The organism is Streptomyces sp. NBC_01463 (assembly GCA_036227345.1).
Taxonomy (GTDB): domain Bacteria; phylum Actinomycetota; class Actinomycetes; order Streptomycetales; family Streptomycetaceae; genus Streptomyces.
The window spans coordinates 3,511,160-3,535,184 of the sequence record CP109468.1; the positions used below are offsets into that span (position 1 = coordinate 3,511,160).

Genomic DNA, 24,025 nt, shown 5'->3' on the forward strand with positions numbered 1-24,025 from the left:
CCGGGCGGGGGGACCTCATGACACAGAGCACGACCGGCACGGCCGCTGCCCACCCGCTCCCCTCACCCAAGGAGCGACGCAGGCTGCGGGAGGCCAGGTCACTGAGTGAGGAGCAGGTCGCAGCGGCCGTGGGCGTCACCCGGGCCACGGTCCGGGCCTGGGAGACGGGCCGCACCAGCCCGCGCGGACGCAAGCGTGCGGCCTATGCGCGGCTGATCGGAACGGGTGGCACCCGGCCCGCCTCACGGCCCTCCCTCGTCAAGCGGGGCACACCGAACACCCGGACGAAGGATGCCGGGCAGCCGGCGGCATCCGCACCCCCGACCCGCCCGCCGACCCCTGTCGAAGCACCCGGGAGCGACGTCATGAACCCGACCGAGCCCGGCACGACCGCGCCCGAGGGGCCGGAGGCGACAGTGGCGCCGGAGGCACCCGAGACCCCCGAGGCGACAGGGGCGACAGGGGCGACAGGGGCGACGGCGGAATCAGTAGGGGGTGGCGAGAGCGACACGGCCGATGCGGCCGATGCGGCCGGTGCGGTCGAAGGCGACGACGAGGTCGAAGCGGGCGGGCCCTCCCCCGCCGAGGCCTTCGACGCCCTGTACCAGCACACCGCGGCCGCGCTCTTCCGCCAGACCTACCTGCTGACCGGCCGCCGCGCCCTCTCCCGGGAGGCCGTCGGCAAGGCCTTCGAGCTGGCCTGGCAGCGCTGGCCCGAGGTCGCCGTGGACCGGGACCCGGTGGGCTGGGTCCGGGCGGCCGCCTACGAGCACGCGATGTCGCCGTGGCACCGGCTGCGCCGCGAGCACCGCCATCCCGATCCGCCGCCCGAGGCGCCGGGCCCGCGCGCCCTGCTCGACGCGTTGCTGTCCCTGCCGCCCTCGTACCGCCGCACCCTGCTGCTGTACGACGGCGTAGGACTGGGGCTGCCGGAGACCGCGGCGGAGACGGAGGCGAGCACTCCGGCGGCGGCGGGGCGGCTGATGACCGCACGGGCCGCCGTCACCGAGCGGCTGCCCGAGCTCGCGGAGCCGTCGGAACCCGCCGGGCAGTCCGCGGTGCTGCATGAGCACCTCGGCGCGCTCGCCCGCGCCCAGCCCGCGTCCTCGCTGCCGGTCCCGGAGCTGATCCGTACGGGCAGTGAGCGCAAGGCGCAGCTCTGGACCCGGGCCGCGATCGCGTTCACCGTGCTGCTGATCGGGCTGACGCTGATCACCCTGGCGACGGCCCCGACGCGGTACGAGACGCCCGAGTCACCCGCGCAGAGGGTGGGCGGGGTACCGCCGGTCGGCGGTCCGCAGAAGCTGACGCCGCAGGACAGGAAGCTCCAGAAGAAGCTCGGCGGCGAGCTGGGACGCGGTACGCCCCGGCTGGTCCCCCGGGCCGGCTGACCCGGCGCGTCCGGGAAGCGGAAGCTCCCGGCACGCAAAGACGCGGGCCCGTACCCCGGTGGGGGTACGGGCCCGCGTCTTGTGCGGAACACGCGTCCGCGGTGCGCTCAGCACACGTCGAACGAGTCGAACGCGTCAGGCGCGCCGGACGCTTCAGGCGCCGAGGATCTCGCGCGCCAGCTTGGCGGTCTCGGTCGGCGTCTTGCCGACCTTGACGCCGGCGGCCTCAAGGGCCTCCTTCTTCGCCTGCGCGGTGCCGGAGGAGCCGGAGACGATGGCGCCGGCGTGGCCCATGGTCTTGCCCTCGGGGGCGGTGAAGCCCGCGACGTAACCGACGACCGGCTTGGTGACGTTCTTCGCGATGAAGTCCGCCGCACGCTCCTCGGCGTCGCCGCCGATCTCGCCGATCATGACGATCAGGTCGGTCTCGGGGTCGGCCTCGAACGCCGCGAGGGCGTCGATGTGCGTCGTACCGATGACCGGGTCGCCACCGATGCCGACGGCGGACGAGAAGCCGATGTCACGGAGCTCGTACATCATCTGGTAGGTCAGCGTGCCGGACTTGGACACGAGACCGATGCGGCCGGGCTTGGTGATGTCGCCCGGGATGATGCCGGCGTTGGACTGGCCGGGGGTGATCAGGCCGGGGCAGTTCGGACCGATGATCCGGGTCTTGTTGCCCTTGGCGTTGGCGTACGCCCAGAAGGCGGCCGAGTCGTGGACCGCGATGCCCTCGGTGATCACGACGGCGAGCGGGATCTCGGCGTCGATCGCCTCGATGACGGCGGCCTTGGAGAAGGCCGGCGGCACGAAGAGGACGGACACGTTCGCGCCGGTCTTCTCCATCGCCTCGGCGACGGAGCCGAAGACCGGTACCTCGGTGCCGTCGAACTCGACGGTCGTGCCGGCCTTGCGCGGGTTCACGCCGCCGACGATGTTGGTGCCGTCGGCGAGCATGAGCTTGGTGTGCTTCATGCCCGTCGCGCCGGTCATCCCCTGGACGATGACCTTGCTGTCCTTGGTGAGGAAGATAGCCATGGTGGTCTGAGTCCCTCTTCCTTACTTCGCAGCCGCGGCGAGCTCGGCGGCCTTGTCGGCCGCGCCGTCCATGGTGTCCACGCGCTGGACCAGCGGGTGGTTGGCGTCGGAAAGGATCTTGCGACCCAGCTCCGCGTTGTTGCCGTCAAGGCGCACGACGAGCGGCTTGGTGACCGCCTCGCCCTTGGTCTTGAGCAGCTCGAGCGCCTGGACGATGCCGTTGGCGACCTCGTCACAGGCGGTGATGCCACCGAAGACGTTGACGAACACGGACTTGACGTCCGGGTCGCCGAGGATGATCTCCAGGCCGTTCGCCATGACCTCTGCGGAGGCGCCGCCACCGATGTCGAGGAAGTTGGCGGGCTTCACGTTGCCGTGGTTCTCACCGGCGTACGCGACGACGTCCAGGGTCGACATGACCAGACCGGCACCGTTACCGATGATGCCGACCTCGCCGTCGAGCTTGACGTAGTTGAGGTTCTTGGCCTTGGCGGCAGCCTCGAGCGGGTTGGCTGCGGCCTTGTCCTCGAGCGCCTCGTGACCCGGCTGACGGAAGTCGGCGTTCTCGTCGAGAGACACCTTGCCGTCCAGGGCCAGGATGCGGCCGTCCTTGGTCTTCACCAGCGGGTTGACCTCGACGAGGAGCGCGTCCTCGGCGACGAAGGTGTCCCACAGGGTCACCAGGGCCTCGGCGACACCCTCGGCCACGTCGGCCGGGAACTTCGCCTGGGCCACGATCTCGCGGGCCTTGACGATGTCGACGCCGTCCACGGCGTTGACCGGGACCTTCGCGAGGGCCTCGGGGGTCTTCTCCGCGACCTCCTCGATGTCCATGCCGCCCTGCACCGAGGCCATGGCCAGGAAGGTGCGGTTGGTGCGGTCGAGGAGGTACGAGACGTAGTACTCCGCCTCGATCTCCGGAGACAGCTCGGCGATCATCACGTTGTGGACCGTGTGGCCCTTGATGTCCATGCCGAGAATGTCGGTCGCCCGGGCGACCGCCTCGTCGGGGGTGGCGGCCAGCTTCACGCCACCGGCCTTGCCGCGGCCGCCGACCTTCACCTGCGCCTTGACGACGGACTTGCCGCCCAGCCGCTCGGTCGCCTCGCGGGCTGCCTCAGGCGTGTCGATGACTTCACCGGCCAGCACCGGTACACCGTGCTTGGCGAAGAGGTCCCTCGCCTGGTACTCGAACAGGTCCACGCGCGTCCGTCCCTTATCAAATGGTCTCGCGGTTGGTTTTCTGCGTGGGCGTGCCGCGAGGGGCAACGTGACTGCTCTGTCACTAGGGAGGCGCACACGGTGACCGAATACGCGGCATGTCCATCTCGCAGGTTATCCCCGAGCCCCGCATGACCCTAAATCGCAGCTGGCACCTGGGCGGTGATTACGGTCACAGATCGCCCTGGTGGCCGGGTCGCAGTGGACAAAACGGCACGTGGGGAGTGCCGGGCGCCGCCCGGCGGACCGGGCGGTCCCCCTGGTCCGGACCGGAGAGGGTCCGGAGCGTACGGGAGACCGCCCGCCGCTCTCAGATCCCCTGGAGCGGGTACGCCGGAGCCGTGACGGAGTGCGCCGGGGACAGCGCGGACACCGCTGCCGGGGCCGACGACACGGTGTCGGAGACGTACGCGGGGGTGACCGAGGTCAGCCCCTGGGAGCCGTACGCCGCGTGCGCCACCGTCGGACGGGCGTCGTCGCCCACCGTGGAGACGAGTCCGCCCGCGAACGGCCGGGCCTCGGAGCCGACGCCCTCGGCGAGCGGCATCACCTGGGCGGTGACCCCCTGCGCGAACGGGGCGACGGCATCCCCGGTCAGCCCCTGGGCCAGCGGCCGGACCTCGGAGACGACCCCCTCGGCGAACGGCTGGACCGAGCCGGTCACTCCGTACGCCAGCGGCTGGACCTCGGTCGTCACGCCCTGGACGAAGGGCGCGGCGGCCCGCGTCACGACCCCGTCGGCGAACGGCGTGACCTCACCCGTGACTCCCTGGACGAGGCCGGAGACATCACCGAGCGCCTGCCCGACCACCGGCAGTACGGCGGAGACGACATCTGCGGCGACGGGCGGCAGCACGGCGTCGGAGGTCTGTCCGACGACCGGTGCGGCCTGGGTGAGAGCACCTTCGGCGGTGGACCTGGTGGTGTCGAGCGCGTAGGGCGCAGCGGTCCGGACGTAGTCCCGGCCGATGTTCTGGCCGATGTCACGGCCGATGTTCCGGCCCGCGTCCTGTCCGGCGTTCTGGCCGTAGCCGGGGAGCTGCTCGATCGGGCCGAAGAGGTAGTCGACGGATGCTTCGGGGGTGGGGGTGCCGACGGTCCCGATGGGGTCGGTGGCGGGGATGGCGTCGGTGGCGTCGGGGATGGTGTCCGCTGCGTGGGCGGGTGCGTGGCCGGCCGCGGTGCTCCGGGCGGTGGACGCGGCGTCGGCGGCCTTCGCGCGGGCAGTGTCGGCGGTGTCCCGGAGGCCTTCGGCCTTGGTGACCGCGTCGGCGCCGTCGATGCCGCCGAGGGTGTCGGTCAGGCTGCTCACGTCGGCCGCATCGGCCACGTCGGCCGCGTGGTCGGGGGTGGACAGCGGGAGGGAGACGGGCAGTTCGTCCGCACTGGCGGCGGCGGTACCGAGGGCCCACATACCGGTGGCCGTGGCAGCGACGGCTATGGAACGGCGGATGTTCTTGTGCATGGGTGTGTCAGATCCTTCGAACGTGTTCGGCGGTCCGGAGTACGTCCGGACGGCGGGCAGACCTGTTCCGCCCCCGCGCGGCAGGTCGGAGCGGGGAACGGGCTGCCCTAGCCGGGAAATTCGAGGATGTCGCCGGATCTGTCACGGACCGGCGCCGTGGTGGCCGGCAGGCCGGCGCCACGGACGAGTCCGAAGGAGGTTCCGTCCGCGAGCGGAACGGCCTGCTGGTCTCCGCCACGGGGCGGGTGGACCTCGGCGGGCGCGGAATGCCCCCGGCCGTCGGCGGGCCCGAAGGGACCCCGGTGCGCGGGGCGGTGGTCCCCGGCAGCAGCCCGGTGCGGAGCGGCCGCCATGTCGCGCGACGCGGAATGTCCGGGCGGTACGGGGGCGGTGCGGGACAACGCCGTGGTCACGGGGCCCGGCGCGGCCGGGTGACCCTGCGCGGCGTCGGTGTCCGCACCTGCGTCGCCGTCCGGGGACGGGTCGGCCGACGGCGCATCCGGGGTGACCGGCAACGCCGGTACCGGCAGCGGCAACGGCAGCGGCCATGCGACCGGGAGTGCCGACGCGATGTCGTGCTGGATGTCGCGCCTGATGTCGCGCAGGCCGGTGCCCGCCGAATCCACCGTCTTCTCGACGACCCGGCCGACGGGCCGGGCCGCGGGCCGGACGGCCTCGCCGAGGACGGAGGGCACTTCCCGTACGGACTGCGTCCCCGGTACGGACTGCTCCTTCGGCACGGGGCGCGCCTCCCGTACGGGCTGCGCCTCCCGCACCGGCCGTGCCTTCGACGCCGGCTGCTGCGCCTTCCGCACCGGCCTCGTCTTCGGCACCGGCTGAGGGGCAGTCACCGGTGCCACCGCATCCGCGGCAGCATCGCGCGTCTGCTGCCGGACTTCCTGGACCTGTTGCACCAGCGGGTGCTGGTCCGGCTGCCGGTCCGGCTGCTGCTCCGCGTGGGCGCGTGCGCCGAAGAGCAGGCCCAGTGCGAGCAGCCCGCCGAGGAACAGCGCCACCTGCAACGCTCGGCGGCCGGCCGCTCCGCGCCGGAGGCGCGGAGCGGTGGCGGGACCGGCGGCTGCGGTGGTCACGGGGGAAGCGAGCCCTCTCAGGATGGCGGGGACCGCGGAATGCGTGCCTCCGCGGACGTCGGGACGATGCTTGCACGAGTCGCCCGGGGTCACGCAAGTCCCTTGTTACTGATGGGTCTCCTTGTCCGGTATGGGCAGGGGTCGTTTCTCGATCGCGGCCGCCATCACGTCCGGGAAGAGGTCCGGTGTGCAGGCGAAGGCCGGAGCCCCCAGGGCGGAGAGTGCCGCTGCGTGGTCGCGGTCGTAGGCGGGCGCGCCCTCGTCCGAGAGGGCGAGCAGGGTCACGAACTGCACGCCGGACGCCTTCATCGCGGCGACCCGCTTCAGCATCTCGTTGCGGATACCCCCCTCGTACAGGTCGCTGATGAGGACGACGACGGTCTCGGCGGGACGGGTGATCCTGGACTGGCAGTAGGCGAGCGCCCTGTTGATGTCGGTGCCGCCGCCGAGCTGGGTCCCGAAGAGCACGTCGACGGGATCGTCCAGCTGGTCGGTGAGGTCGACCACCGCCGTGTCGAAGACGACGAGTCTGGTGCGCAACGTGCGCATGGAGGCCAGCACGGCGCCGAAGACCGAGGCGTACACGACGGACGCCGCCATCGAGCCCGACTGGTCGATGCAGAGGATGACGTCCTTCTTCACGGACCGCGCGGCCCGCCCGTAGCCGATGAGCCGCTCGGGGACGATCGTGCCGGCCCCGTCCTCGCCGGGGAGGGTCAGGTAGTTCTTGAGGTTGGCCCGGATCGTGCGGTCCCAGTCGATGTCGTGGTGGCGCGGCCGGCTGACCTTCGCCGAACGGTCCAGCGCACCCGTGAGCGTGGCCCGGGTGCGGGTGGCGAGCTGCCGCTCCAGTTTCTCGACGACCTTGCGGACAACGGCCCGTGCGGTCTCCTTCGTCGTCTCGGGCATCACCTTGTTGAGCGAGAGCAGGGTGCCGACGAGATGGACGTCCGCCTCGACGGCCTCCAGCATCTCCGGTTCGAGCAGGAGCGCGGAGAGGCCGAGGCGGTCGATGGCGTCACGCTGCATGACCTGGACGACGGACGTGGGGAAGTACGTCCGGATGTCACCGAGCCAGCGGGCCACGGACGGGGCGGAGGCCCCGAGTCCGGCCGTACGTCCCGCGCCACCCCGGCCGCCGGGCCGGCCCCCGCCCTCGTATAGCGCGGTCAGTGCGCCGTCCATCGCGGCGTCCCGGCCGGTGAGGGTGCATCCGGTGCCCTGCTCGCTGTCCGCGCCCAGCACCATGCGCCACCGCCGCAGCCGCTCCCCGTCGCCGCCGGTCACACCCGCCACTGCGGACGCGGGCGTTGTCGCGGACCCGGTCGCGGACTCGGTATCGGGCTCGGTATCGGGCTCGGTCGCGGACTCGGCCGCCGTCGTGGTCGCGGACACAGCGGGCGCGGACGCGTCCTCGGTCGATCCGTCGTTCGTCGTCATCCCGTGGCCCCCAGCTCTTCCTCATCGTTGTCGGGTGTCATCGTCGCCGTCGCCTTCGCGGCGTCCAGGCCGAGCAGCAGGCGCAGCACCGGTATCACCGCGTCCGCACGCGGCCCGTCGAGGACCGGTCCGAATCCGGGGGCCGTGGAGGCGTGCCCCGGCACCCCTCCGGAGTCCCGGCCGCCCGTGCCGGTGACGGCGGGGCCTCGCCGGACGAGTTCGCCGAGCGTGCGCCGCACGCCCGGCTCGTACGCCGAGAACGTGCGGCGCAGCAGTGGCAGCACATCGGTGAAGGTGTCCGCGGGGACCCCGCTGAGCCAGGAGTCGACCAGGGCGAGCAGCCGCTCGTCGTGGACCAGGAGCATGCCGCCGCCGGCCGCCCCGCCGACGAAGCCCTCGATCCATGCTGCGGCGTCGGCGGGCGGTGTGCCGGGCGACAGGGCGAGCCCCATCAGCCGGGCGGCGTCGTCCTGCGCGAGGTGGCCGTCGTCGAGCAGCAGCCGGGTGGCGCGGCCCCGGATCACTCCCGCGACGGTGTCCCGGGCGGCGAGCTTGTGCAGCACGGCACGCCAGCGCTCCCGGAGCCCGTCCGCGGTCGCCGGTACGGCTCCGGCGAGCAGTCCGATCGCCGTGTGTACGCCGTCCACCTGAGCGCGCAGCGCGGCCGCCCCGTCGGCGTCGAGCCCGGTGCAGGCGGGCGGCAGCCCGACGCAGATCCGCTCCGCGAGGCCGGCCGCGACCTCGCCGAGAGCGGCGGTGTCCGTCGAGCGGACGTCCCCGTAGCGCAGGGTGCGGGCCAGGGCCGGCAGGGCGTCGGCGAGGTGGCCGACATCGGCGTCGAGTGCGGCACGGTCGGCGAGGACCCGCATCACGACGGGCAGCGCTTCGGGCAGTTCGGCGAGCAGGCACCGTTCGGCGAGGGCGGTCACCTCGGCGAGGGCGGTGGCCGCCAGGGCCTCCGACTCGGCGCGCGCGGTGGCGGCGGCGAGCACGGTGGTGCCCCATACACCCGCCTCCGCGACCCGTACGTACAGCTCGGGCTCCCATCGCAGCCGCCAGCTCTCCCGGAAGGTGCCGGTGCTCCCCCGGCCCGCGGCGGGTTCGCCCCAGCGGACGCCGAGGAGGCGCAGCCGGTGCAGCAGCCGGCTGCGGGCCGCGTCGGTCTCCTTGCGGAGGTCGAGCTCCACCTCCCGCTCGGACGCCTCGGGTTTGAGCCGGAGGGTGCGCTGCTGCCGGTTGAGGTCACGCTGCAGCGGCACGGCCGGGGCATTGTCGGGCACTTCGCCGAGGGTCACGCCGACGACGAGGCGGTCGCGGACGAGGGCGAGCGGCACGTCGGAGCCTTCGCACATCACGGCGCGCACGGCGTCGGTCGTCTCGCTCAGTCCGGCGAGCGGCCGGCCGCGCATGGCGGCGAGGGTGTCGGCGAGCCGGACCGCCTCGATGACATGGGCGCTGGACACGAACCGGTCCTCGTCGCGCAGGAGTCCGGCGACCTTGGTCATCCAGCGTTCGATGGGGCGGTCCGGGGCGTCGAAGAGGTGCCCGTACCAGCCGGGCGAGTCGATCCCCGCCCCGTAGCCGCTGTGCCGGGCGAGCCGCTGGTGGGTCCAGGGCACCCAGGTCAGCTCGGTCTTGACCTTGGGGAGGCCCTTGAGGAGGGCACGGTCGGCGGTGAGCGTCGTCCTCGCTTCGAGCGCGGGCACGTGCCAGGCGCCGCAGACCACGGCGAAGGCGCCGCCGAACTCCTTCCGTGCGGCGCGGAGCTGGACGCGCATGTACGCCTCGCGGACCGCGTCCCTGGGGTGCCCGCCGTCCCCGTACACCTCGCGCAGGGCGGTCATCGCCTCGCCGACCGCGGCGAAGGCGGCCAGCGGGTCGGCGACGGCCTGGGAGCCGCCGGTCACTGTGCCCGGCAGGCCGGGAACGCGGTGCTCGACGACGTCCTCCCACCAGCGCTCGGGGTCGTCGTACCCCGCCGTCTCGGCCAGCACCCGGATGGGGTCGACGGGCACGAGCCGCGTCTCGTCGTCCTGTTCGGCGCCCTCCCCAGGCCGCCCGGCCCGCTCGTCCTCCTCCTCCATGGCCAGCGAGTGCGCGGCGGGCAGGTCGATGAAGCGGACCGGGACGCCATGCGTCAACGCCCAGCGGATCGCGACCCATTCGGGCGAGAACGCGGCGAGCGGCCAGAAGGCGGCCCGCCCCGGGTCGTCCACCGCGTGGGCGAGCAGGGCGACGGGCGGCCGCATCTGCTCGTCGGCGGCGAGCGGCAGCAGGGCGTCGCCCTCCGGCGGGCCCTCGATGAGCACCGCCTGCGGCCGCGCGGCGTCCAGGGCGGCGCGGACGGCGCGGGCCGAGCCCGGCCCGTGGTGCCGCACCCCCAGCAGCAGAGGCCCCGCGGGCTGGGTGCCGGTCATACGGAGACCTCACGGCAGGCTCGGTAGAAGTCCTTCCAGCCGTCCCGCTCGCGCACCACGGTCTCCAGATACTCCTGCCAGACCACCCGGTCGGCCGCCGGGTCGCGGACGACCGCGCCGAGGATGCCGGCGGCGACGTCCCCCGGGCGCAGCACGCCGTCGCCGAAGTGGGCGGCGAGGGCCAGGCCGTTGGTGACGACGGAGATGGCCTCGGCCGTGGACAGGGTCCCCGAGGGGGACTTGAGCTTGGTCCGGCCGTCGGTCGTGACGCCGTCGCGCAACTCGCGGAAGACGGTGACCACGCGGCGGATCTCCGCGAGGCCCTCGGGTGCGGCCGGCAGGTCGAGCGAACGGCCGACCTGGTCGACGCGGCGGGAGACGATGTCGACCTCCGCCTCGGGGGTGGCGGGCAGCGGCAATACGACGGTGTTGAAGCGGCGGCGCAGCGCGCTGGACAGTTCGTTGACCCCGCGGTCGCGGTCGTTGGCCGTGGCGATCACGTTGAAACCGCGGACGGCCTGGACCTCCTGGCCCAGCTCGGGCAGGGGCAGGGTCTTCTCCGACAGGATCGTGATCAGCGAGTCCTGGACGTCGGCGGGGATGCGGGTGAGCTCCTCGATCCTGGCGGTCATGCCCTCGGACATGGCACGCATCAGCGGGCTGGGCACCAGCGCGTCACGGCTGGGGCCGTGCGCGAGCAGCTGCGCGTAGTTCCATCCGTAGCGGACGGCCTCCTCCGGGGTTCCTGCGGTGCCCTGGACGAGGAGGGTGGAGTCGCCGCTGACAGCGGCCGCGAGGTGCTCGGAGACCCAGGTCTTGGCGGTGCCGGGCACGCCGAGGAGGAGCAGCGCCCGGTCGGTGGCGAGTGTGGTGACGGCGACCTCGACCAGGCGGCGCGGGCCCACGTACTTCGGTGTGATCACCGTGCCGTCGGGCAGGACACCGCCCAGCAGATAGGTGGCGACGGCCCACGGGGAGAGCCGCCAACGGGCGGGGCGGGGGCGGTCGTCGGCTGCGGCGAGCGCCTTCAGCTCCTCGGCGAAGGCGTCCTCGGCATGCGGGCGCAGGGCCTCGGCGCCAGCGACTGCGGTGGTTTCGGACACGGTCATGGATCCCCCTCCAGATCGGTCGACCCGATGTGCTTCCCACCGTGCACCATGCCACTGACAATCGACCTTCCCGCAGGTCAGGGCCCGTTGTCAGTGGTGCGGCCTAACGTCGTTCCCATGCTGCTGACTGACGGGGGAGAACCCTTGGGCGCCGCTGCTCCGGCGGCGCGCTGGACGGTGGAGCAGGTCCTGGCCCTGGCTCCTGACGACGCCTCACGCAAGGCGGGGAACAAGCTGGGTTCGGCCGGTTGGTGGTCGGACACCGGAGAAGACGCTTCGGGTGCGGTGTGGGGGCTGTGCCGGGGCAGCGGAAGCAAGCCGTACCGGACGGTGGTCGACACCACCGGTCCGGCGTACACGTGCAGTTGCCCCAGCCGGAAGTTCCCGTGCAAGCACGCGCTGGGCCTGCTGCTGCTCCGCGCCTGCGACGGTCCGGCACCGGCCGCCGGCGATCCGCCCGACTGGGCCGGTGAGTGGCTGGCGGGCCGTCGCGCCCGCGCCGCCGCGAAGGCCGGGTCCGCGGCCACGGCGGGAGCCGACGGCGGTCCGGCGGGCGTCGGCCCGGCCGATCCCGAGGCCGCCCGGCGCCGCGCCGAGCGCCGTGCCGCGCGGATCGACGGCGGTGCGCAGGAGCTGGAACAGCGCCTGACCGACCTGTTGCGCGGCGGGCTGGCCGCGGCCGAGCAGTCGGGGTACGGGCTGTGGGAGGAGACGGCGGCGCGCATGGTCGACGCGCAGGCGCCCGGTCTGGCGGGCCGGGTGCGGGAGTTGGGTGCGATACCGGCCTCCGGTCCGGGCTGGCCGGTCCGGCTGCTGGAGGAGTGCGCGCTGCTGCACCTCCTGGACACGGCGTGGCTGGGCATCGACCGGCTGCCGCCGCCACTGGCGGCGACGGTCCGCACCCGGGTCGGCCTGACAGCCCCCGCTGAAGGGCCGCCGCTCCGTGACCACTGGCTGGTCCTCGCGCAGTACGACACCCCCGACGGCAAGATCGTCAGCCGCCGCATCTGGCTGTACGGCAGGGAGTCGGGCCGCACCGCGCTGTTGCTGTCCTTCGGCGCCGCCGGGCGCTCCCCCGCACAGGCTCTGCCGGTGGGGGTCACGCTCGACGCCGAGCTCACGCCCTACCCGGGTTCCGGACAGCTACGGGCCGAGCTGGGGCCGCAGTTCGGCCTGCCCGCACCGGCCGCACCGCCTCCGCCGGGGGTCCCGGTCACCGAGGCGATCGCCGCGTACGGGCGGGCCCTGGGCGACGATCCCTGGCTGGAGTCCTGGCCGGTGACCTTGCGCGATGTCATACCCGTGCCGTCCGAGGACGGCTGGCAGCTGGCCGACGCGGAAGGGGGCGCGGCCCTGCCCGTCGCCTCCGCCGCGGTGGCGCGGCCGGCGCTCTGGAAGCTCGTCGCGCTCTCGGGCGGCGGCCCGCTCACCGTCTTCGGCGAATGCGGCCACCGCGGCTTCGACCCGCTCGCGGCCTGGCCGGCCGGAAGCGAGGGCGCCGCCGCAGCGACAGGGTCCGTTACTCACCCCCGGGCAACCGGCGCGACTGCGACCGCCGTCGCGACCGCCACCGCCTCTCCCACCACCGTCGAGACCGTGCCGCTCATCTGACTCCTGGAGGAGGAGCGATGCCTCGTACCACCGCACCTGCACCCTCACCCGCACCCACGCTCGCGTCCACGCCATGGGAGGAGCTCGTCACCTCGGCGCTGCTCGGCACGGACCGCCGCCCGCCGGGGACGGCTCCCGGCACCGGACCGGGCGGCGCCGCCGCCGCGCTCCTGGATGCCGCCGCTCTGCACACCGTCCGGCGCCGGGCGGGGCTGCTGCCCGCCCCCGCGCGCCCCCGGCCCGGTCCCGCGCCCGCCGACCCACGACCGCCCCTGCCGCAGGCCGCCCGGAGCCGGCTCGCGCAGCTGCTCGCGGACCGGGCGGCGTCGAACGGCTCGGGCGGCAGGCGCGGTTCGGCCCCCGATCTGACGGAGCTGATCCCGCAGTGGCTCGCCGCCGCCAACCGGCACGGCTACCGGGCCCCGGACGCCGCGCTGCCGCCCCTGCTGGACGCGGCCCGGGCGCGGACGGATCTGCGCCCCCAGGCCCTGGCGTTCGCCGGGCCGCGCGGGCTGTGGCTGGCCGGGCTGAACCCCGACTGGAAGTTCGCCCTGCGCGGCGCGTCCGGCAGCGCCCTGCTCCCCGAGGTGACGGACCGGGAGGCGGTGGGCCGGCTCTGGGAGGAGGGCCTGTTCGCCGAACGGGTCGGGCTGCTGTCGGCCGTACGGGCCCATGACGCGGAAGCCGCGCGCGCCCTGCTCGCCACCACCTGGTCCGCGGAACGGGCCGAGGACCGGCTCATGTTCATCGACTCCCTGCGCACCGGGCTGTCCGGGGCCGACGAGGAGTTCCTGGAGCAGGCCCTCGCCGACCGCAGCCGCAACGTGCGCGCCACGGCCGCCGAGCTGCTGTCCGCACTGCCCGGATCGGCACTGGCCCACCGGATGGCGGACCGTGCCCTGTCCTGTGTGAGTCCCGGACTGACGGGCACCGAACCGTCGGTCGCGGTGGAGGCCCCGCACGAGTGCGATGCGGCGATGCAGCGCGACGGGGTGGTGGCGCTCCCTCCCTCGGGCCGGGGCGAGCGGTCGTGGTGGCTGGGCCAACTGGTGGAGTCGTCGCCGCTGGGGGTCTGGCCGAAGCGGTTCGGCGGGCGTGGGCCGCGGGAGATCGTCGCGCTGCCCGTGGCCGACGACTGGGGCGAGGAGCTGCACGCGGCCTGGTGCCGGGCAGCCGTGCGGCAGCGGGACCCGGAGTGGGCCCGGGCGCTGCTCGGTGCCCCCTCGACGCCCCCGTCGAACGGCCCGGGCACGGCGTCGCTCGCCGAGCGGTCGAAGCTCCTGGCCGTGCTGCCCGCGGCCGAACGGGCCGACTGGGTGGCCGGGTTCATCGCGGCCCACGGGCTCTCGGAGGCGTTCCAGCTGCTGGGTGTCTGCCCGACCCCGTGGGCGGATCCGCTCGGGCGGTCCGTCGTCGACGCCCTCGACATCGCGCGGGACGCGGGCAGCTACCCCTGGAGCTTCAGCGGGGTGATGGGCCTCGCCGAGCGCTGTCTGAACCCGGCCGAGGCGGACCGGCTGGAAGTCCTCACCACCACACCCGACGAGCCCGCGGACGCCTCACCGGGTGCGAACGGCTACTGGTCGGAGGCGTTCCAGCGCCTGGTCTCCACGCTGCGGCTCCGTGCCGCGATGGACCGGGAGCTGGCTCCGGACGGCTGAGAGCCCGCGGCCCGCGGCCCGCAGCCCGGGCCCGGGCCCTCGGCCCGCGGGGCCCGCCGCCCGCACCGGCAGCGCCGGGCCCTCACCGCCCGAATCGGGCTCAGGCCGCCTGGCGGACGTTCGCGTTGACCCAGTCGACGATCGCGACCGTCGTCGCGCCCGGGGTGAAGATCTCCGCGACACCCTGCTCCTTCAGCGGCGCGATGTCCGCCTCCGGGATGATGCCGCCGCCGAAGACCTTGATGTCCTCCGCGTCGCGCTCCTTGAGCAGCTCGATCACCTTCGCGAAGAGCGTGTTGTGCGCACCGGAGAGGATCGAGAGGCCGATCGCGTCGGCGTCCTCCTGGATCGCGGTGTCCACGATCTGCTCGGGTGTCTGGTGGAGCCCCGTGTAGATGACCTCCATACCGGCGTCGCGCAGTGCCCGCGCGATCACCTTGGCCCCGCGGTCATGGCCGTCGAGGCCCGGCTTGGCCACCACCACACGGATCGGACCGGTCACACCCATCACTGCCTCCACATGCGTCTCCCGTGCCTGAAGGGCCGGGGATGTGAACGAACGTTATCGACAGCATCCCGCAAGCCGCCGTTTCGCGGTGGACGGGGAGGGGGAAATCACACGTGGGACAAGTTCACCGGGCACCGTTCCCGCAGCACGCGGCACATCCGCCGTGCGGGACCGGCCGCCGGGGGAGCCGCGACGAGGTCGTCGTACCACCGTGCCGTCAGCCGCACGGCACGGTGGTACGGCTCACCGGCCGGCCGGGCCCGGACCACCTCCGAAACGGCGCCCCACGAGGGCATACGGGGCAGGGAGCCGCTTTTCCCCGGGTGCCGGAGCAGGAGGTCGACCGTGAAGACCCTGCCTTTTCTTCCCCTACTGCTGCGCCGGCTGTGCGCCGGCACCACCTGGCTGCCGTCCGGCCGTCCGCTGTCCACCCGCCTGCCGTCCGTCCGGATACCGTCCGCCTGGCTGTCCGCCGCCCTGCTGAGAGCGACCGCCCTGGAAGCGGTGGTGCTCGCCGGGCACGCACTCCTGTACCCCACCGGAATCGCGGATGAGCGGCGCCCCGCACCCGGACCGACCGGCCCGCCGGACGACTCCCCCGCATCCGGACCCGCCCCCGCCCCCGCAGGAACCACCGCACTGCCCGCCGCCGCGCCTCCCGACCGGCCGCCCGTCGTGCTTCTGCACGGTTTCATCGACAACCGTTCCGTCTTCGTCCTGCTGCGCCGCTCGCTGTCCCGGCACGGCTGGCGCCACCTGGAGTCGCTGAACTACTCCCCGCTGACCTGCGACATCCGCACGGCCGCCGAGCTGCTCGGCCGGCACGTCGAGGAGATCTGCGCCCGCACCGGTCACCGCGAGGTCGACATCGTGGGGCACAGCCTGGGGGGCCTGATAGCGCGCTACTACGTACAGCGGCTGGGCGGTGACCGCCGGGTCCGCACCCTCGTCACCCTCGGTACGCCGCACGCCGGCACCGCCGTCGCCCCGCTGGCCGGCGCCCACCCCATCGTGCGCCAGATGCGCAGCGGCTCCGTACCGATCGAGGAACTGCGGCTGCCCGCGCCCGGATGCCGCACCCGGTTCGTCAGCTTCTGGAGCGAGCTGGACCAGGTGATCGTCCCGGCGGAGGCGGCCTGCGTCGACCACCCCGACCTCGACGCGGTGAACGTCCGCGTGAGCGGGATCGGCCATCTCGCCCTGCCCGTCCACCCCGCCGTGGCGGCCGGCATCCGCCAGGCGCTCGACGCGCACGCCTCGGCCCACGGTTCCGCCGGCGCCGCCTCCGTGGCGTGAATCTGCCGGATTCCGGAAGCCGAACGCCGTCCGGTCAGTGCTTCACCCTGCCCACAAATAGAACGGGTTTCGAACATAGAGCCAAAGCTGTGTGAGCAGCCCGGCGAAAGGCGGCCGATTGCCCGTTTCCTGAGCGCCCGGGGGCCGCCGAAGATTGTCGGCGTCACGTACCGCCGGGTACAGTCGCGGCCACTGCTTTCCCCCGGAGTCCCCCACCGGACCCCGGACACTGGTCCTGCTGCCGAGGCGAGAGAGACGTTGGTGAACGACCAGCCCCCACACGCCGGGTACGCCGGATACGACAGCCACTCCACGGGCAGCTTCGACAGCGACCCGCTCTTCGGCTCCCTCCCCGGCGGCTACGACGGTCCGTACGACACGACGGCGGGCTACGACGCCCCCTACGGCAGCGGGCAGGCCGGGTACGCCACCCCGTACGACACGACCCAGTGGGACACCGGCGCGCACCACACGGCCGACTACGGCCACCCCGCCGACTACACGGCCTACGCCGCGCAGCCCCAGCAGCACCCCCCGTACGGCTACGACGCCGCCCCGCAGTACGACACCGGCGCGACCTGGCTGCCGACCGACGGCTACGCCCCGACGATCCCCGCCCAGGCCGGCACCCCGGACTCCTCGGGCCAGTGGGACACCACCACCTGGTACCCGAACGGCCAGTGGGCAAGCACCGACACGGCGGGATACGACACCGGCGCGTACGACGCGACCGCCTGGAACACCGGCGCCACGCCCGAGCACGAACAGCAAAGCGTGCAAACCGCGACAGCCCCGGGCGAAGCCGAACAAACGGCCCAGCATCCGTACGAGACGCATGAAGCGCACGAGACGTACGCGGCCTACGGGACGTACGAACCGCAGGCCTCCTTCGATCCGTACGAGTCCTACGCCCCCGAGGCCGCTCCCACCCCCGAAGACGCCCCCGAGGCGGAGGCCGAGGCGGACGACCACGCTCAGGCCCACGACAGCGCGGCCCCGGACCCGGATCCCGTCCCGGGCGACCGCCACCGCACCGCGGCCCGCCCGGTCACCCGCGGCGGTGGCGGCAGCCGCAGCCGGCGGCGCTCCCCCGCGAAGCGTTCCGCGCTCCTCACCGTCGCCGTTCCCTCCGCCTGCGTGATGAGCGTGGCGGGGATCGCCGCGGCCTCCGTCGGCGGAATGGGCGGTGGCGAGGAGAAGAAGCAGGACGACACGATGTCCATGGCGGCCGCCGACCCCGGCACGGTCAAGCCGGTCGCGGCCAACAACAAGCTGGACACCCAGCTCGCCAACCTCAGCGCGGACGCGGAGAACTTCGCCGACCGCGCGAGCCGCACCCAGGAGCGCATCGACCTGAAGGAGCGGCAGGCCGCCGAGAAGAAGAAGCGCGAGGCCGAGGCCGCCCGCAAGGAGGCGCTGCGTCCCAAGTACGTGATGCCGGTCAAGCAGCACGGCCTCAGCGCGTACTTCGGCCAGGCGGGCGTCAACTGGATGTCGGTGCACACGGGCATCGACTTCCCCGTGCAGTACGGCACTCCGGTGATGGCCGCGACCGACGGCACCGTGCGCACGCAGTTCAACACCGCCTACGGGAACATGGCCATCGTCACCATGGCCGACGGCACCGAGACCTGGTACTGCCACCTCAGCAGCACCCGGATCCGCTCGGGCTCCGTCAAGGCCGGGGACGTCATCGCGTACTCCGGCGACTCGGGCAACTCGACCGGCCCGCACATGCACTTCGAGGTGCGGCCCGGTGGCGGCGCGGCCATCGACCCGCTGCCCTGGCTCCGCAGCCACAACGTCGACCCGACCTGAGACCGGCCGGCCCAGGCCCCGCCCGAACCGGCCGGAGCACGACAGCGGCCGGAGGACGGGGCCCGGAGCGCGGAGCGCCCCGGGCGCGCGCTACAGCTTCTCGACCGGTGCGTACCGCAGCAGCAGCTTCTTCGGGCGTTCGTCCCCGAAGTCGACCGTGGCCTTCGCCTGGTCCCCGATGCCCTCGACCGCCGTCACCGTGCCCAGACCGAACTGGTCGTGGGTGACCCGGTCGCCCGCCACCAGCGTGATCGTCGGCTTGTCCGAGGTCCGCCGGGTCGCGAAGCCCGAGGGGCCGGAGCGGGCGCGGGACGCGGAGAGCGACGAGGTGATGCCGGACGTCGGTCCCGCCGGGGCCGCCATCGGGCCCTTGCGCTTCCACTCCAGGTGCTGGTCCGGGATCTCCTCCAGGAACCGCGACGGCGGGTTGTACGAGGGCTGGCCCCAGGCACTGCGCATCGCCGCGCGGGTGAGGTAGAGCCGCTCGCGGGCGCGCGTGATGCCGACGTACGCCAGCCGGCGCTCCTCCTCCAGCTCCTTGACCTGGCCCAGCGCCCGCATGTGCGGGAAGACGCCGTCCTCCATGCCGGTCAGGAAGACGACCGGGAATTCGAGGCCCTTCGCGGTGTGCAGCGTCATCAGCGTGACGACGCCGGAGCCGTCCTCGTCCTCGTCGGGGATCTGGTCGGCGTCGGCGACGAGCGCGACCTTCTCCAGGAACTCGGCGAGCGTGCCCGCGCCCTCCTCCTCCGCCCGCTCCTGCTCGAACTCGAGGGCGACGGACGCGAGCTCCTGGAGGTTCTCGATGCGGGTCTCGTCCTGCGGGTCGGTGGACGCCTGGAGTTCGGCGAGGTAGCCGGTCCGCTCCATGACGGCCTCCACCACGACCGCCGGTCCGGCGCCGGACTCCACGATCGTGCGGAGCTCCTCCATCAGGGTGTTGAACCGCCGCACCGCGTTCGACGAGCGGGCCGCCATGCCGTACGCCTCGTCGACCCGGCGCAGTGCCTGCGGGAAGGAGATCTTCTCGCGCATCGACAGGGCGTCGATCATCGCCTCGGCCCGGTCGCCGATGCCGCGCTTGGGCACGTTGAGGATGCGGCGCAGGGGGACGGTGTCCTCGGGGTTGGACAGGACCCGGAGGTAGGCCAGGACGTCCCTGACCTCCTTGCGCTCGTAGAAGCGCACTCCGCCGACGACCTTGTAGGGCAGGCCGACGCGGATGAAGATCTCCTCGAAGACACGGGACTGGGCGTTCGTCCGGTAGAAGACGGCGACGTCTCCCGCCTTCGCGTCCCCGGCGTCCGTGAGCCGGTCGATCTCGTCCGCGACGAACTGCGCCTCGTCGTGCTCGGTGTCCGCGACGTAGCCGGTGATGCGGGCGCCGCTGCCGGCGTTGGTCCAGAGGTTCTTCGGGCGGCGGCTCTCGTTGCGCTCGATGACCGCGTTGGCCGCCGACAGGATCGTCTGCGTGGAGCGGTAGTTCTGCTCCAGCAAGATGGTGGTCGCGTCCGGGTAGTCCTCCTCGAACTGGAGGATGTTGCGGATGGTCGCGCCGCGGAAGGCGTAGATCGACTGGTCCGCGTCACCCACGACGCACAGCTCGCCCGGGGCGTCGGCCTCGCCGGACGGGCCGACCAGCTCCCGTACGAGCGTGTACTGGGCGTGGTTGGTGTCCTGGTACTCGTCGACCAGGACGTGCCGGAAGCGGCGGCGGTAGTGCTCGGCGACATCGGGGAACGCCTGGAGCAGGTGCACCGTCGTCATGATGATGTCGTCGAAGTCCAGGGCGTTGGCCTCGCGCAGCCGGGCCTGGTAGAGCGCGTAGGCCTGGGCGAGCGTCTTCTCGAAGCCGTCCGTCGCCTGTCCGGCGAAGGTCTCCTCGTCGATCAGCTCGTTCTTGAGGTTCGACACCTTGGCCGTGAAGGACTTGGGCGGGAAGCGCTTCGGGTCGAGGTCGAGATCGCGGCAGACCAGGGCCATGAGGCGCTTGGAGTCGGCGGCGTCGTAGATCGAGAACGACGAGGTGAAGCCGAGCCGCTTGGACTCGCGGCGCAGGATCCGCACGCACGCGCTGTGGAAGGTCATCACCCACATGGCGTTGGCCCGCGGGCCGACGAGCTGCTCGACGCGCTCCTTCATCTCGCCCGCGGCCTTGTTGGTGAAGGTGATCGCCAGGATCTGGCCGGGGTGTACCCCGCGCTCGGCCAGCAGGTGGGCGATGCGGTGGGTCAGCACCCGGGTCTTGCCCGAGCCGGCCCCGGCGACGATGAGCAGCGGGGACCCGGCGTGCACGACGGCGGCGCGCTGCTCGGTGTTCAGCCCGTCGAGCAGCGCGGCGGCGTCGATGACCGGGCGGTGTGCCCCGTCGCGGTAGTACGCCTCGCGGGGCGGCGGGGGGCCGTCGAACACGCCCGCGAAGAGGTCCTCCGGCACCGCTTCGGGTGCGGAGTCCTCGGGGGGCGGCGGGGGCCCTTCCTCCGTGTGCTGGAGGCCGGTCAGGAAGCTGTCGTCAAAGAGGCTGCTCATCGCCTCCCGAGTCTAGGCGTGCGCACTGACACTCCGGGCCCGAGTGACGAACAGCGCACCCGCGGCCGGGCACGCAGAGCGAGTGCCCGACCGCGCCGGGTGGACGGTCCCCCGGCCCCACCTGCCCCGCGACACCCCGCGACGCCAAGGTCACGAAAATGTATCGGGCATATCGAACATCAACCTTCACAGGGACACCATGAGTTGGCTAGCGTGCTCGTTCGGGCGGCCCGTACCCCCAGAGGCGATCCACGCCGAGCGGGCGTCCACGCCGAATCCGGGCTGCTCCCGCAGAAGTCCGGAACCGGGGACCCACACGCAACACCGGGGTGAATCGGTCCGCATCCCCCACCAGGACCGTAGGGCAGCCTTCCGTTCCGCCCGAACCCGACAGCTAACCCGGTAGGCGGTCCACGGAAGGAGATGCCGGCCTTGGCGTCGCATCGCAAACCACGCACCCGCGTGCGCACCACCGCCCCGGCCGTCGGGCTCACCTCGGCCGCGCTGGCCTCGGTGACCCTGCTGTCCTCGCAGAGCGCGCTGGCCGCCCCGGCGCCCAAGCCGAGCATCGAGGACGTGCAGAAGAAGGTCGACGACCTGTACCGGCAGGCGGGTACGGCGACCCAGCAGTACAACCAGGCGAAGGAGGCGACGACCGGGCAGCGCGCCAAGGTGGACACCCTCCTGGACGACGTCGCCGCGCGCACGGCGAAGCTGAACGAGGCGCGCAGGACGCTCGGCACCTATGCCGCGGCCCAGTACCGCGACGGCGCCCTCGCACCGACCGCCACCTTCTTCCTGGCCAACGACCCGCAGTCGTTCTTCGACCAGACGCACCTCATGGACCGGATGGGCGAGCGCCAGCAGCAGGCCGTCACGGACTTCCGTACGCAGCAGGCGAAGGCGTCCAAGCAGCGGGCCGAGGCGGTGGCGAGCCTGGAGACGCTCACCGAGTCGCAGGCGACGCTGCGCACCAGCAAGCAGAACGTGCAGACGAAGCTGACCGAGGCCCGCACACTGCTGTCGAAACTGACCGCCGAGGAGAAGGCGCGGCTGGCCGAGCTGGAGCGCAAGAAGGAGGCGGAGGCCAAGCGCAAGGCGGCGGAGCTGGCGAAGAAGCAGGCAGCCGCGAAGGCCGAGGCCGAGCGCAAGGCCGAGGAGGCCGCCAAGGAGGCCGGCAGCGGCACGGGGACGGGCAGCGGAACCGGGACCGGCACAGGTTCGGGTTCGGACGCCGACGCCTCGACCAAGGCCGAGAAGGTCCTCGCCTTCGCCCGGGCGCAGATGGGCAAGCCCTACGTCTGGGGAGCGACGGGCCCGTCCTCGTACGACTGCTCGGGGCTCACCCAGGCCGCCTGGAAGGCCGCGGGCGTCGACATTCCGCGGACCACCTGGGACCAGGTCAATGTGGGCACCCGGATCGCCACGGAGGATCTGCAACCCGGTGACCTGGTGTTCTTCTACGACGACATCAGCCACGTCGGCATCTACAAGGGCGACGGCATGATGATCCACGCGCCGAAGCCGGGGGCGAACGTGCGCGAGGAGTCGATCTACTACATGCCGATCTACGGGAGCGTGCGCCCGGGCTAGGACGGCACCGCACACGAAGGGCTGTGGCCCGGACCGCCGGGGTCCGGGCCACAGCCCTTCGTGTGTCCGTGATCCGGCTCAGGTCCAGAGCGTGGCGATGAAGATGTTGACGATCGTCAGTCCGCCGACCGCCGCGAAGAGGCCCTTGTCGACCTTCTCCTCGTCGCGCTTGACGTAGACGAGTCCGAGGATCACGACGAGGATCAGCAGCTTGATGCCGATCTTGACGTTGTTCACGGGGTGGTCGTCGGCCTGGTCGAGCCCGACCAGGGCGATTCCGGTGACGAGCATGGTCAGCGCGCCGTGCAGCATGGCCGGGACGAACCGTGCCGTGCCCGCCCCCATCGCCTTCATCTGGGTGAGGAAACCGCCCAGCAGAGAGGCGATCCCGATGATGTGCAGGGCGACGAAGACATCGATGAGTACACGCATGGCTCCGGAGCCTAGCCCCGGCCATATCAGCACTCCGCAGCCAGGTGAGTCTTAGTGACCGCTTGACCGATAAATGCACCAATTGCCTTACTCTGGTGCAATTTTTCTGATCGTCAGGCGACAACGCAACGCCAAATTCGGACAATAGGCGCCATTACAACTCTTTCCCGTGTCCCGGGTTTAGCGTCCCTTCCCAGGTGACCGGCACACCGCCGATCCGTACCCGGACGGCGTTCCCGGTCACCCCGCCGGGTCCGGCGGCGGGCCGCTCCCCCTGTTGGCGGCCCACCGCCGGACCGGGCGGGCCCGTCGGTAGGCCCCGGCGGGCAGTCGAAAGGAAGGACGCCCGCCCTCGTGGCAGCGCACCGGAAACCCAAGCAGCGCCCCTACACCGGCTCTGCAGCCCGCACAGCGGCGACGCTCGCCTTCGCCGGGGCCGCGACCGCCGCCGCGCTGCCGGGATCCGCGCACGCCGATCCGGCGCCGACGACCGCCCAGGTGAGGGCCGAGGTGGACCGGCTGTACCGGGAGGCGGAGGTCGCCACCGAGCAGTACAACGGCGCGAAGGTGAAGGCGGCCGCCGTCGCCAGGTCCGTGGACGCGCTGCGGGACGAGGCCGCCCGCAGGACCGAGCGGCTCAACGCCGCACGCGAGGGCCTCGGTTCGTACGCCGCCGCGCAGTACCGCGCGGGAGGCCTCGACCCCGCGCTCCAGCTGGCGCTCTCCTCCGACCCCGACCAGTACCTCCAGCGCGCCTCGTACGTGGAACGGGCCGGCGAACGGCGGGCCACCGAGGTCCGCACCGTGCAGCGCCAGGTCGCCGACGTCGCGCAGGTGCGCGCCGAGGCCGCCGGGCAGCTGTCCGAACTCGCCACCCGCCAGGCGGCCCTGAAGAAGCACAAGGCGACGGTCCGCGCCAGACTCGCCGAGGCCAGGCGGCTGCTGGCCGGCCTCTCCCCCGCCGAGCGCGCCTCCTACGACGCCTCGGAGAGCGGCCGCGGCGGCGCCCACGCCGACCGCAGCGCCCCGCGCGGCGCCGACCGGGCGCCCAACGCCCGCGCCGCCGAAGCGGTCGCCTTCGCGTACACCGCGCTCGGCAAGCCGTACGTCTGGGGCGCCACCGGCCCCTCCTCGTTCGACTGCTCCGGGCTCACCCAGGCCGCCTGGCGCGCCGCGGGCGTCTCGCTCCCCCGGACCACGTACACCCAGATCAACGCGGGGCAGCGCGTCCCGCGCTCCGAACTCGCCCCCGGTGACCTGGTGTTCTTCTACTCGGGCATCAGTCACGTCGGCCTGTACATCGGCAACGGCCAGATGATCCACGCCCCGCGGCCGGGCGCCCCGGTCCGCATCGCGCCGATCGACCAGATGCCCTTCGCGGGAGCGGCCCGGGTGGCCTGAACGA

General features: G+C 72.9%; 17 protein-coding genes and 1 riboswitch. Of the genes, 7 read left to right on the forward strand and 10 right to left on the reverse strand.

Features of this window, described 5'->3' with window-relative positions:
* The first annotated feature begins 17 nt into the window (after positions 1 to 17).
* Positions 18 to 1,391 carry a helix-turn-helix domain-containing protein gene (locus OG521_15365; protein WUW22100.1) on the forward strand — a complete coding sequence of 458 codons (1,374 nt, stop codon included), beginning with the start codon at positions 18 to 20 and terminating at the stop codon, positions 1,389 to 1,391.
* Between the two features lie 153 nt (positions 1,392 to 1,544).
* Here OG521_15365 and sucD read toward each other — a convergent pair whose 3' ends face one another.
* The 7 genes from sucD to OG521_15400 all read right to left on the reverse strand — a co-directional run bounded on the left by sucD (position 1,545) and on the right by OG521_15400 (position 11,172).
* A complete protein-coding gene (gene sucD, locus OG521_15370) occupies positions 1,545 to 2,429 on the reverse strand; it encodes a succinate--CoA ligase subunit alpha (GenBank protein ID WUW22101.1) in 885 nt (294 codons plus the stop codon).
* A gap of 21 nt (positions 2,430 to 2,450) precedes the next feature.
* Positions 2,451 to 3,632, reverse strand: coding sequence for an ADP-forming succinate--CoA ligase subunit beta (sucC, locus tag OG521_15375; protein WUW22102.1), 1,182 nt, complete (start codon positions 3,630 to 3,632; stop codon positions 2,451 to 2,453).
* 328 nt (positions 3,633 to 3,960) lie between these two features.
* The gene (locus OG521_15380) at positions 3,961 to 5,115 is read right to left on the reverse strand and encodes a hypothetical protein (protein WUW22103.1); all 1,155 of its coding nucleotides are present in this window, start codon (positions 5,113 to 5,115) and stop codon (positions 3,961 to 3,963) included.
* 107 nt (positions 5,116 to 5,222) lie between these two features.
* On the reverse strand, positions 5,223 to 6,206 hold the full coding sequence (locus tag OG521_15385) for a hypothetical protein (GenBank protein WUW22104.1): 984 nt from the start codon (positions 6,204 to 6,206) through the stop codon (positions 5,223 to 5,225).
* Between the two features lie 105 nt (positions 6,207 to 6,311).
* Positions 6,312 to 7,454, reverse strand: a complete 1,143-nt coding sequence (locus tag OG521_15390; GenBank protein ID WUW26689.1) for a VWA domain-containing protein — start codon at positions 7,452 to 7,454, stop codon at positions 6,312 to 6,314.
* A 188-nt stretch (positions 7,455 to 7,642) separates the two neighbouring features.
* The gene (locus OG521_15395; protein ID WUW22105.1) at positions 7,643 to 10,063 is read right to left on the reverse strand and encodes a DUF5682 family protein; all 2,421 of its coding nucleotides are present in this window, start codon (positions 10,061 to 10,063) and stop codon (positions 7,643 to 7,645) included.
* Entirely contained in the window at positions 10,060 to 11,172 is a 1,113-nt protein-coding gene (locus OG521_15400; GenBank protein ID WUW22106.1) for an AAA family ATPase, read from the reverse strand. The genes OG521_15395 and OG521_15400 overlap by 4 nt, the downstream gene beginning before the upstream one ends.
* A 117-nt stretch (positions 11,173 to 11,289) precedes the next feature.
* Here OG521_15400 and OG521_15405 point away from each other — a divergent pair, with 117 nt between their 5' ends.
* Positions 11,290 to 12,783 (forward strand): SWIM zinc finger domain-containing protein, encoded by a 1,494-nt coding sequence (locus tag OG521_15405; protein WUW22107.1) that lies wholly within the window; start codon positions 11,290 to 11,292, stop codon positions 12,781 to 12,783.
* A 17-nt stretch (positions 12,784 to 12,800) separates the two neighbouring features.
* On the forward strand, positions 12,801 to 14,444 hold the full coding sequence (locus OG521_15410; protein ID WUW22108.1) for a DUF5691 domain-containing protein: 1,644 nt from the start codon (positions 12,801 to 12,803) through the stop codon (positions 14,442 to 14,444).
* A 100-nt stretch (positions 14,445 to 14,544) separates the two neighbouring features.
* Here OG521_15410 and OG521_15415 read toward each other — a convergent pair whose 3' ends face one another.
* Positions 14,545 to 14,952 (reverse strand): cobalamin B12-binding domain-containing protein, encoded by a 408-nt coding sequence (locus tag OG521_15415; protein WUW22109.1) that lies wholly within the window; start codon positions 14,950 to 14,952, stop codon positions 14,545 to 14,547.
* A gap of 435 nt (positions 14,953 to 15,387) precedes the next feature.
* On the opposite strand from OG521_15415, the gene OG521_15420 reads away from it, so the two are divergent.
* On the forward strand, positions 15,388 to 16,248 hold the full coding sequence (locus tag OG521_15420; GenBank protein WUW26690.1) for an alpha/beta fold hydrolase: 861 nt from the start codon (positions 15,388 to 15,390) through the stop codon (positions 16,246 to 16,248).
* Between the two features lie 261 nt (positions 16,249 to 16,509).
* On the forward strand, positions 16,510 to 18,066 hold the full coding sequence (locus tag OG521_15425) for a M23 family metallopeptidase (GenBank protein WUW22110.1): 1,557 nt from the start codon (positions 16,510 to 16,512) through the stop codon (positions 18,064 to 18,066).
* Between the two features lie 90 nt (positions 18,067 to 18,156).
* On the opposite strand, the gene pcrA is transcribed toward OG521_15425, so the two are convergent.
* Positions 18,157 to 20,595, reverse strand: coding sequence for a DNA helicase PcrA (gene pcrA / locus OG521_15430; GenBank protein WUW22111.1), 2,439 nt, complete (start codon positions 20,593 to 20,595; stop codon positions 18,157 to 18,159).
* Positions 20,596 to 20,854: 259 nt separating this feature from the next.
* Positions 20,855 to 21,020, forward strand: a riboswitch (cyclic di-AMP (ydaO/yuaA leader).
* Between pcrA and OG521_15435 the strand changes: the two genes are divergently transcribed.
* Positions 21,019 to 22,188 carry an NlpC/P60 family protein gene (locus OG521_15435; GenBank protein ID WUW22112.1) on the forward strand — a complete coding sequence of 390 codons (1,170 nt, stop codon included), beginning with the start codon at positions 21,019 to 21,021 and terminating at the stop codon, positions 22,186 to 22,188. Its footprint overlaps the riboswitch before it by 2 nt.
* 78 nt (positions 22,189 to 22,266) lie before the next feature.
* Here the strand turns inward: OG521_15435 and OG521_15440 are convergent, their stop codons facing one another.
* Positions 22,267 to 22,620 (reverse strand): hypothetical protein, encoded by a 354-nt coding sequence (locus tag OG521_15440; protein ID WUW22113.1) that lies wholly within the window; start codon positions 22,618 to 22,620, stop codon positions 22,267 to 22,269.
* Positions 22,621 to 22,974: 354 nt separating this feature from the next.
* Here OG521_15440 and OG521_15445 point away from each other — a divergent pair, with 354 nt between their 5' ends.
* Complete coding sequence (locus tag OG521_15445) at positions 22,975 to 24,021, forward strand: NlpC/P60 family protein (protein WUW22114.1); 1,047 nt, start codon at positions 22,975 to 22,977, stop codon at positions 24,019 to 24,021.
* Positions 24,022 to 24,025: the final 4 nt, after the last annotated feature.

Excerpts from the sequence above, each read along its gene's own strand:
- OG521_15365 (WUW22100.1), top strand. The coding sequence starts at position 18 with ATGACACAGAGCACGACCGGCACGGCCGCTGCCCACCCGCTCCCCTCA.
- OG521_15440 (WUW22113.1), bottom strand. The coding sequence starts at position 22,620 with ATGCGTGTACTCATCGATGTCTTCGTCGCCCTGCACATCATCGGGATC.
- OG521_15400 (WUW22106.1), bottom strand. The coding sequence starts at position 11,172 with ATGACCGTGTCCGAAACCACCGCAGTCGCTGGCGCCGAGGCCCTGCGC.
- sucD (WUW22101.1), bottom strand. The coding sequence starts at position 2,429 with ATGGCTATCTTCCTCACCAAGGACAGCAAGGTCATCGTCCAGGGGATG.
- OG521_15395 (WUW22105.1), bottom strand. The coding sequence starts at position 10,063 with ATGACCGGCACCCAGCCCGCGGGGCCTCTGCTGCTGGGGGTGCGGCAC.
- OG521_15415 (WUW22109.1), bottom strand. The coding sequence starts at position 14,952 with ATGGGTGTGACCGGTCCGATCCGTGTGGTGGTGGCCAAGCCGGGCCTC.
- OG521_15380 (WUW22103.1), bottom strand. The coding sequence starts at position 5,115 with ATGCACAAGAACATCCGCCGTTCCATAGCCGTCGCTGCCACGGCCACC.
- pcrA (WUW22111.1), bottom strand. The coding sequence starts at position 20,595 with ATGAGCAGCCTCTTTGACGACAGCTTCCTGACCGGCCTCCAGCACACG.
- OG521_15390 (WUW26689.1), bottom strand. The coding sequence starts at position 7,454 with ATGGTGCTGGGCGCGGACAGCGAGCAGGGCACCGGATGCACCCTCACC.
- OG521_15410 (WUW22108.1), top strand. The coding sequence starts at position 12,801 with ATGCCTCGTACCACCGCACCTGCACCCTCACCCGCACCCACGCTCGCG.
- OG521_15405 (WUW22107.1), top strand. The coding sequence starts at position 11,290 with ATGCTGCTGACTGACGGGGGAGAACCCTTGGGCGCCGCTGCTCCGGCG.
- OG521_15435 (WUW22112.1), top strand. The coding sequence starts at position 21,019 with ATGCCGGCCTTGGCGTCGCATCGCAAACCACGCACCCGCGTGCGCACC.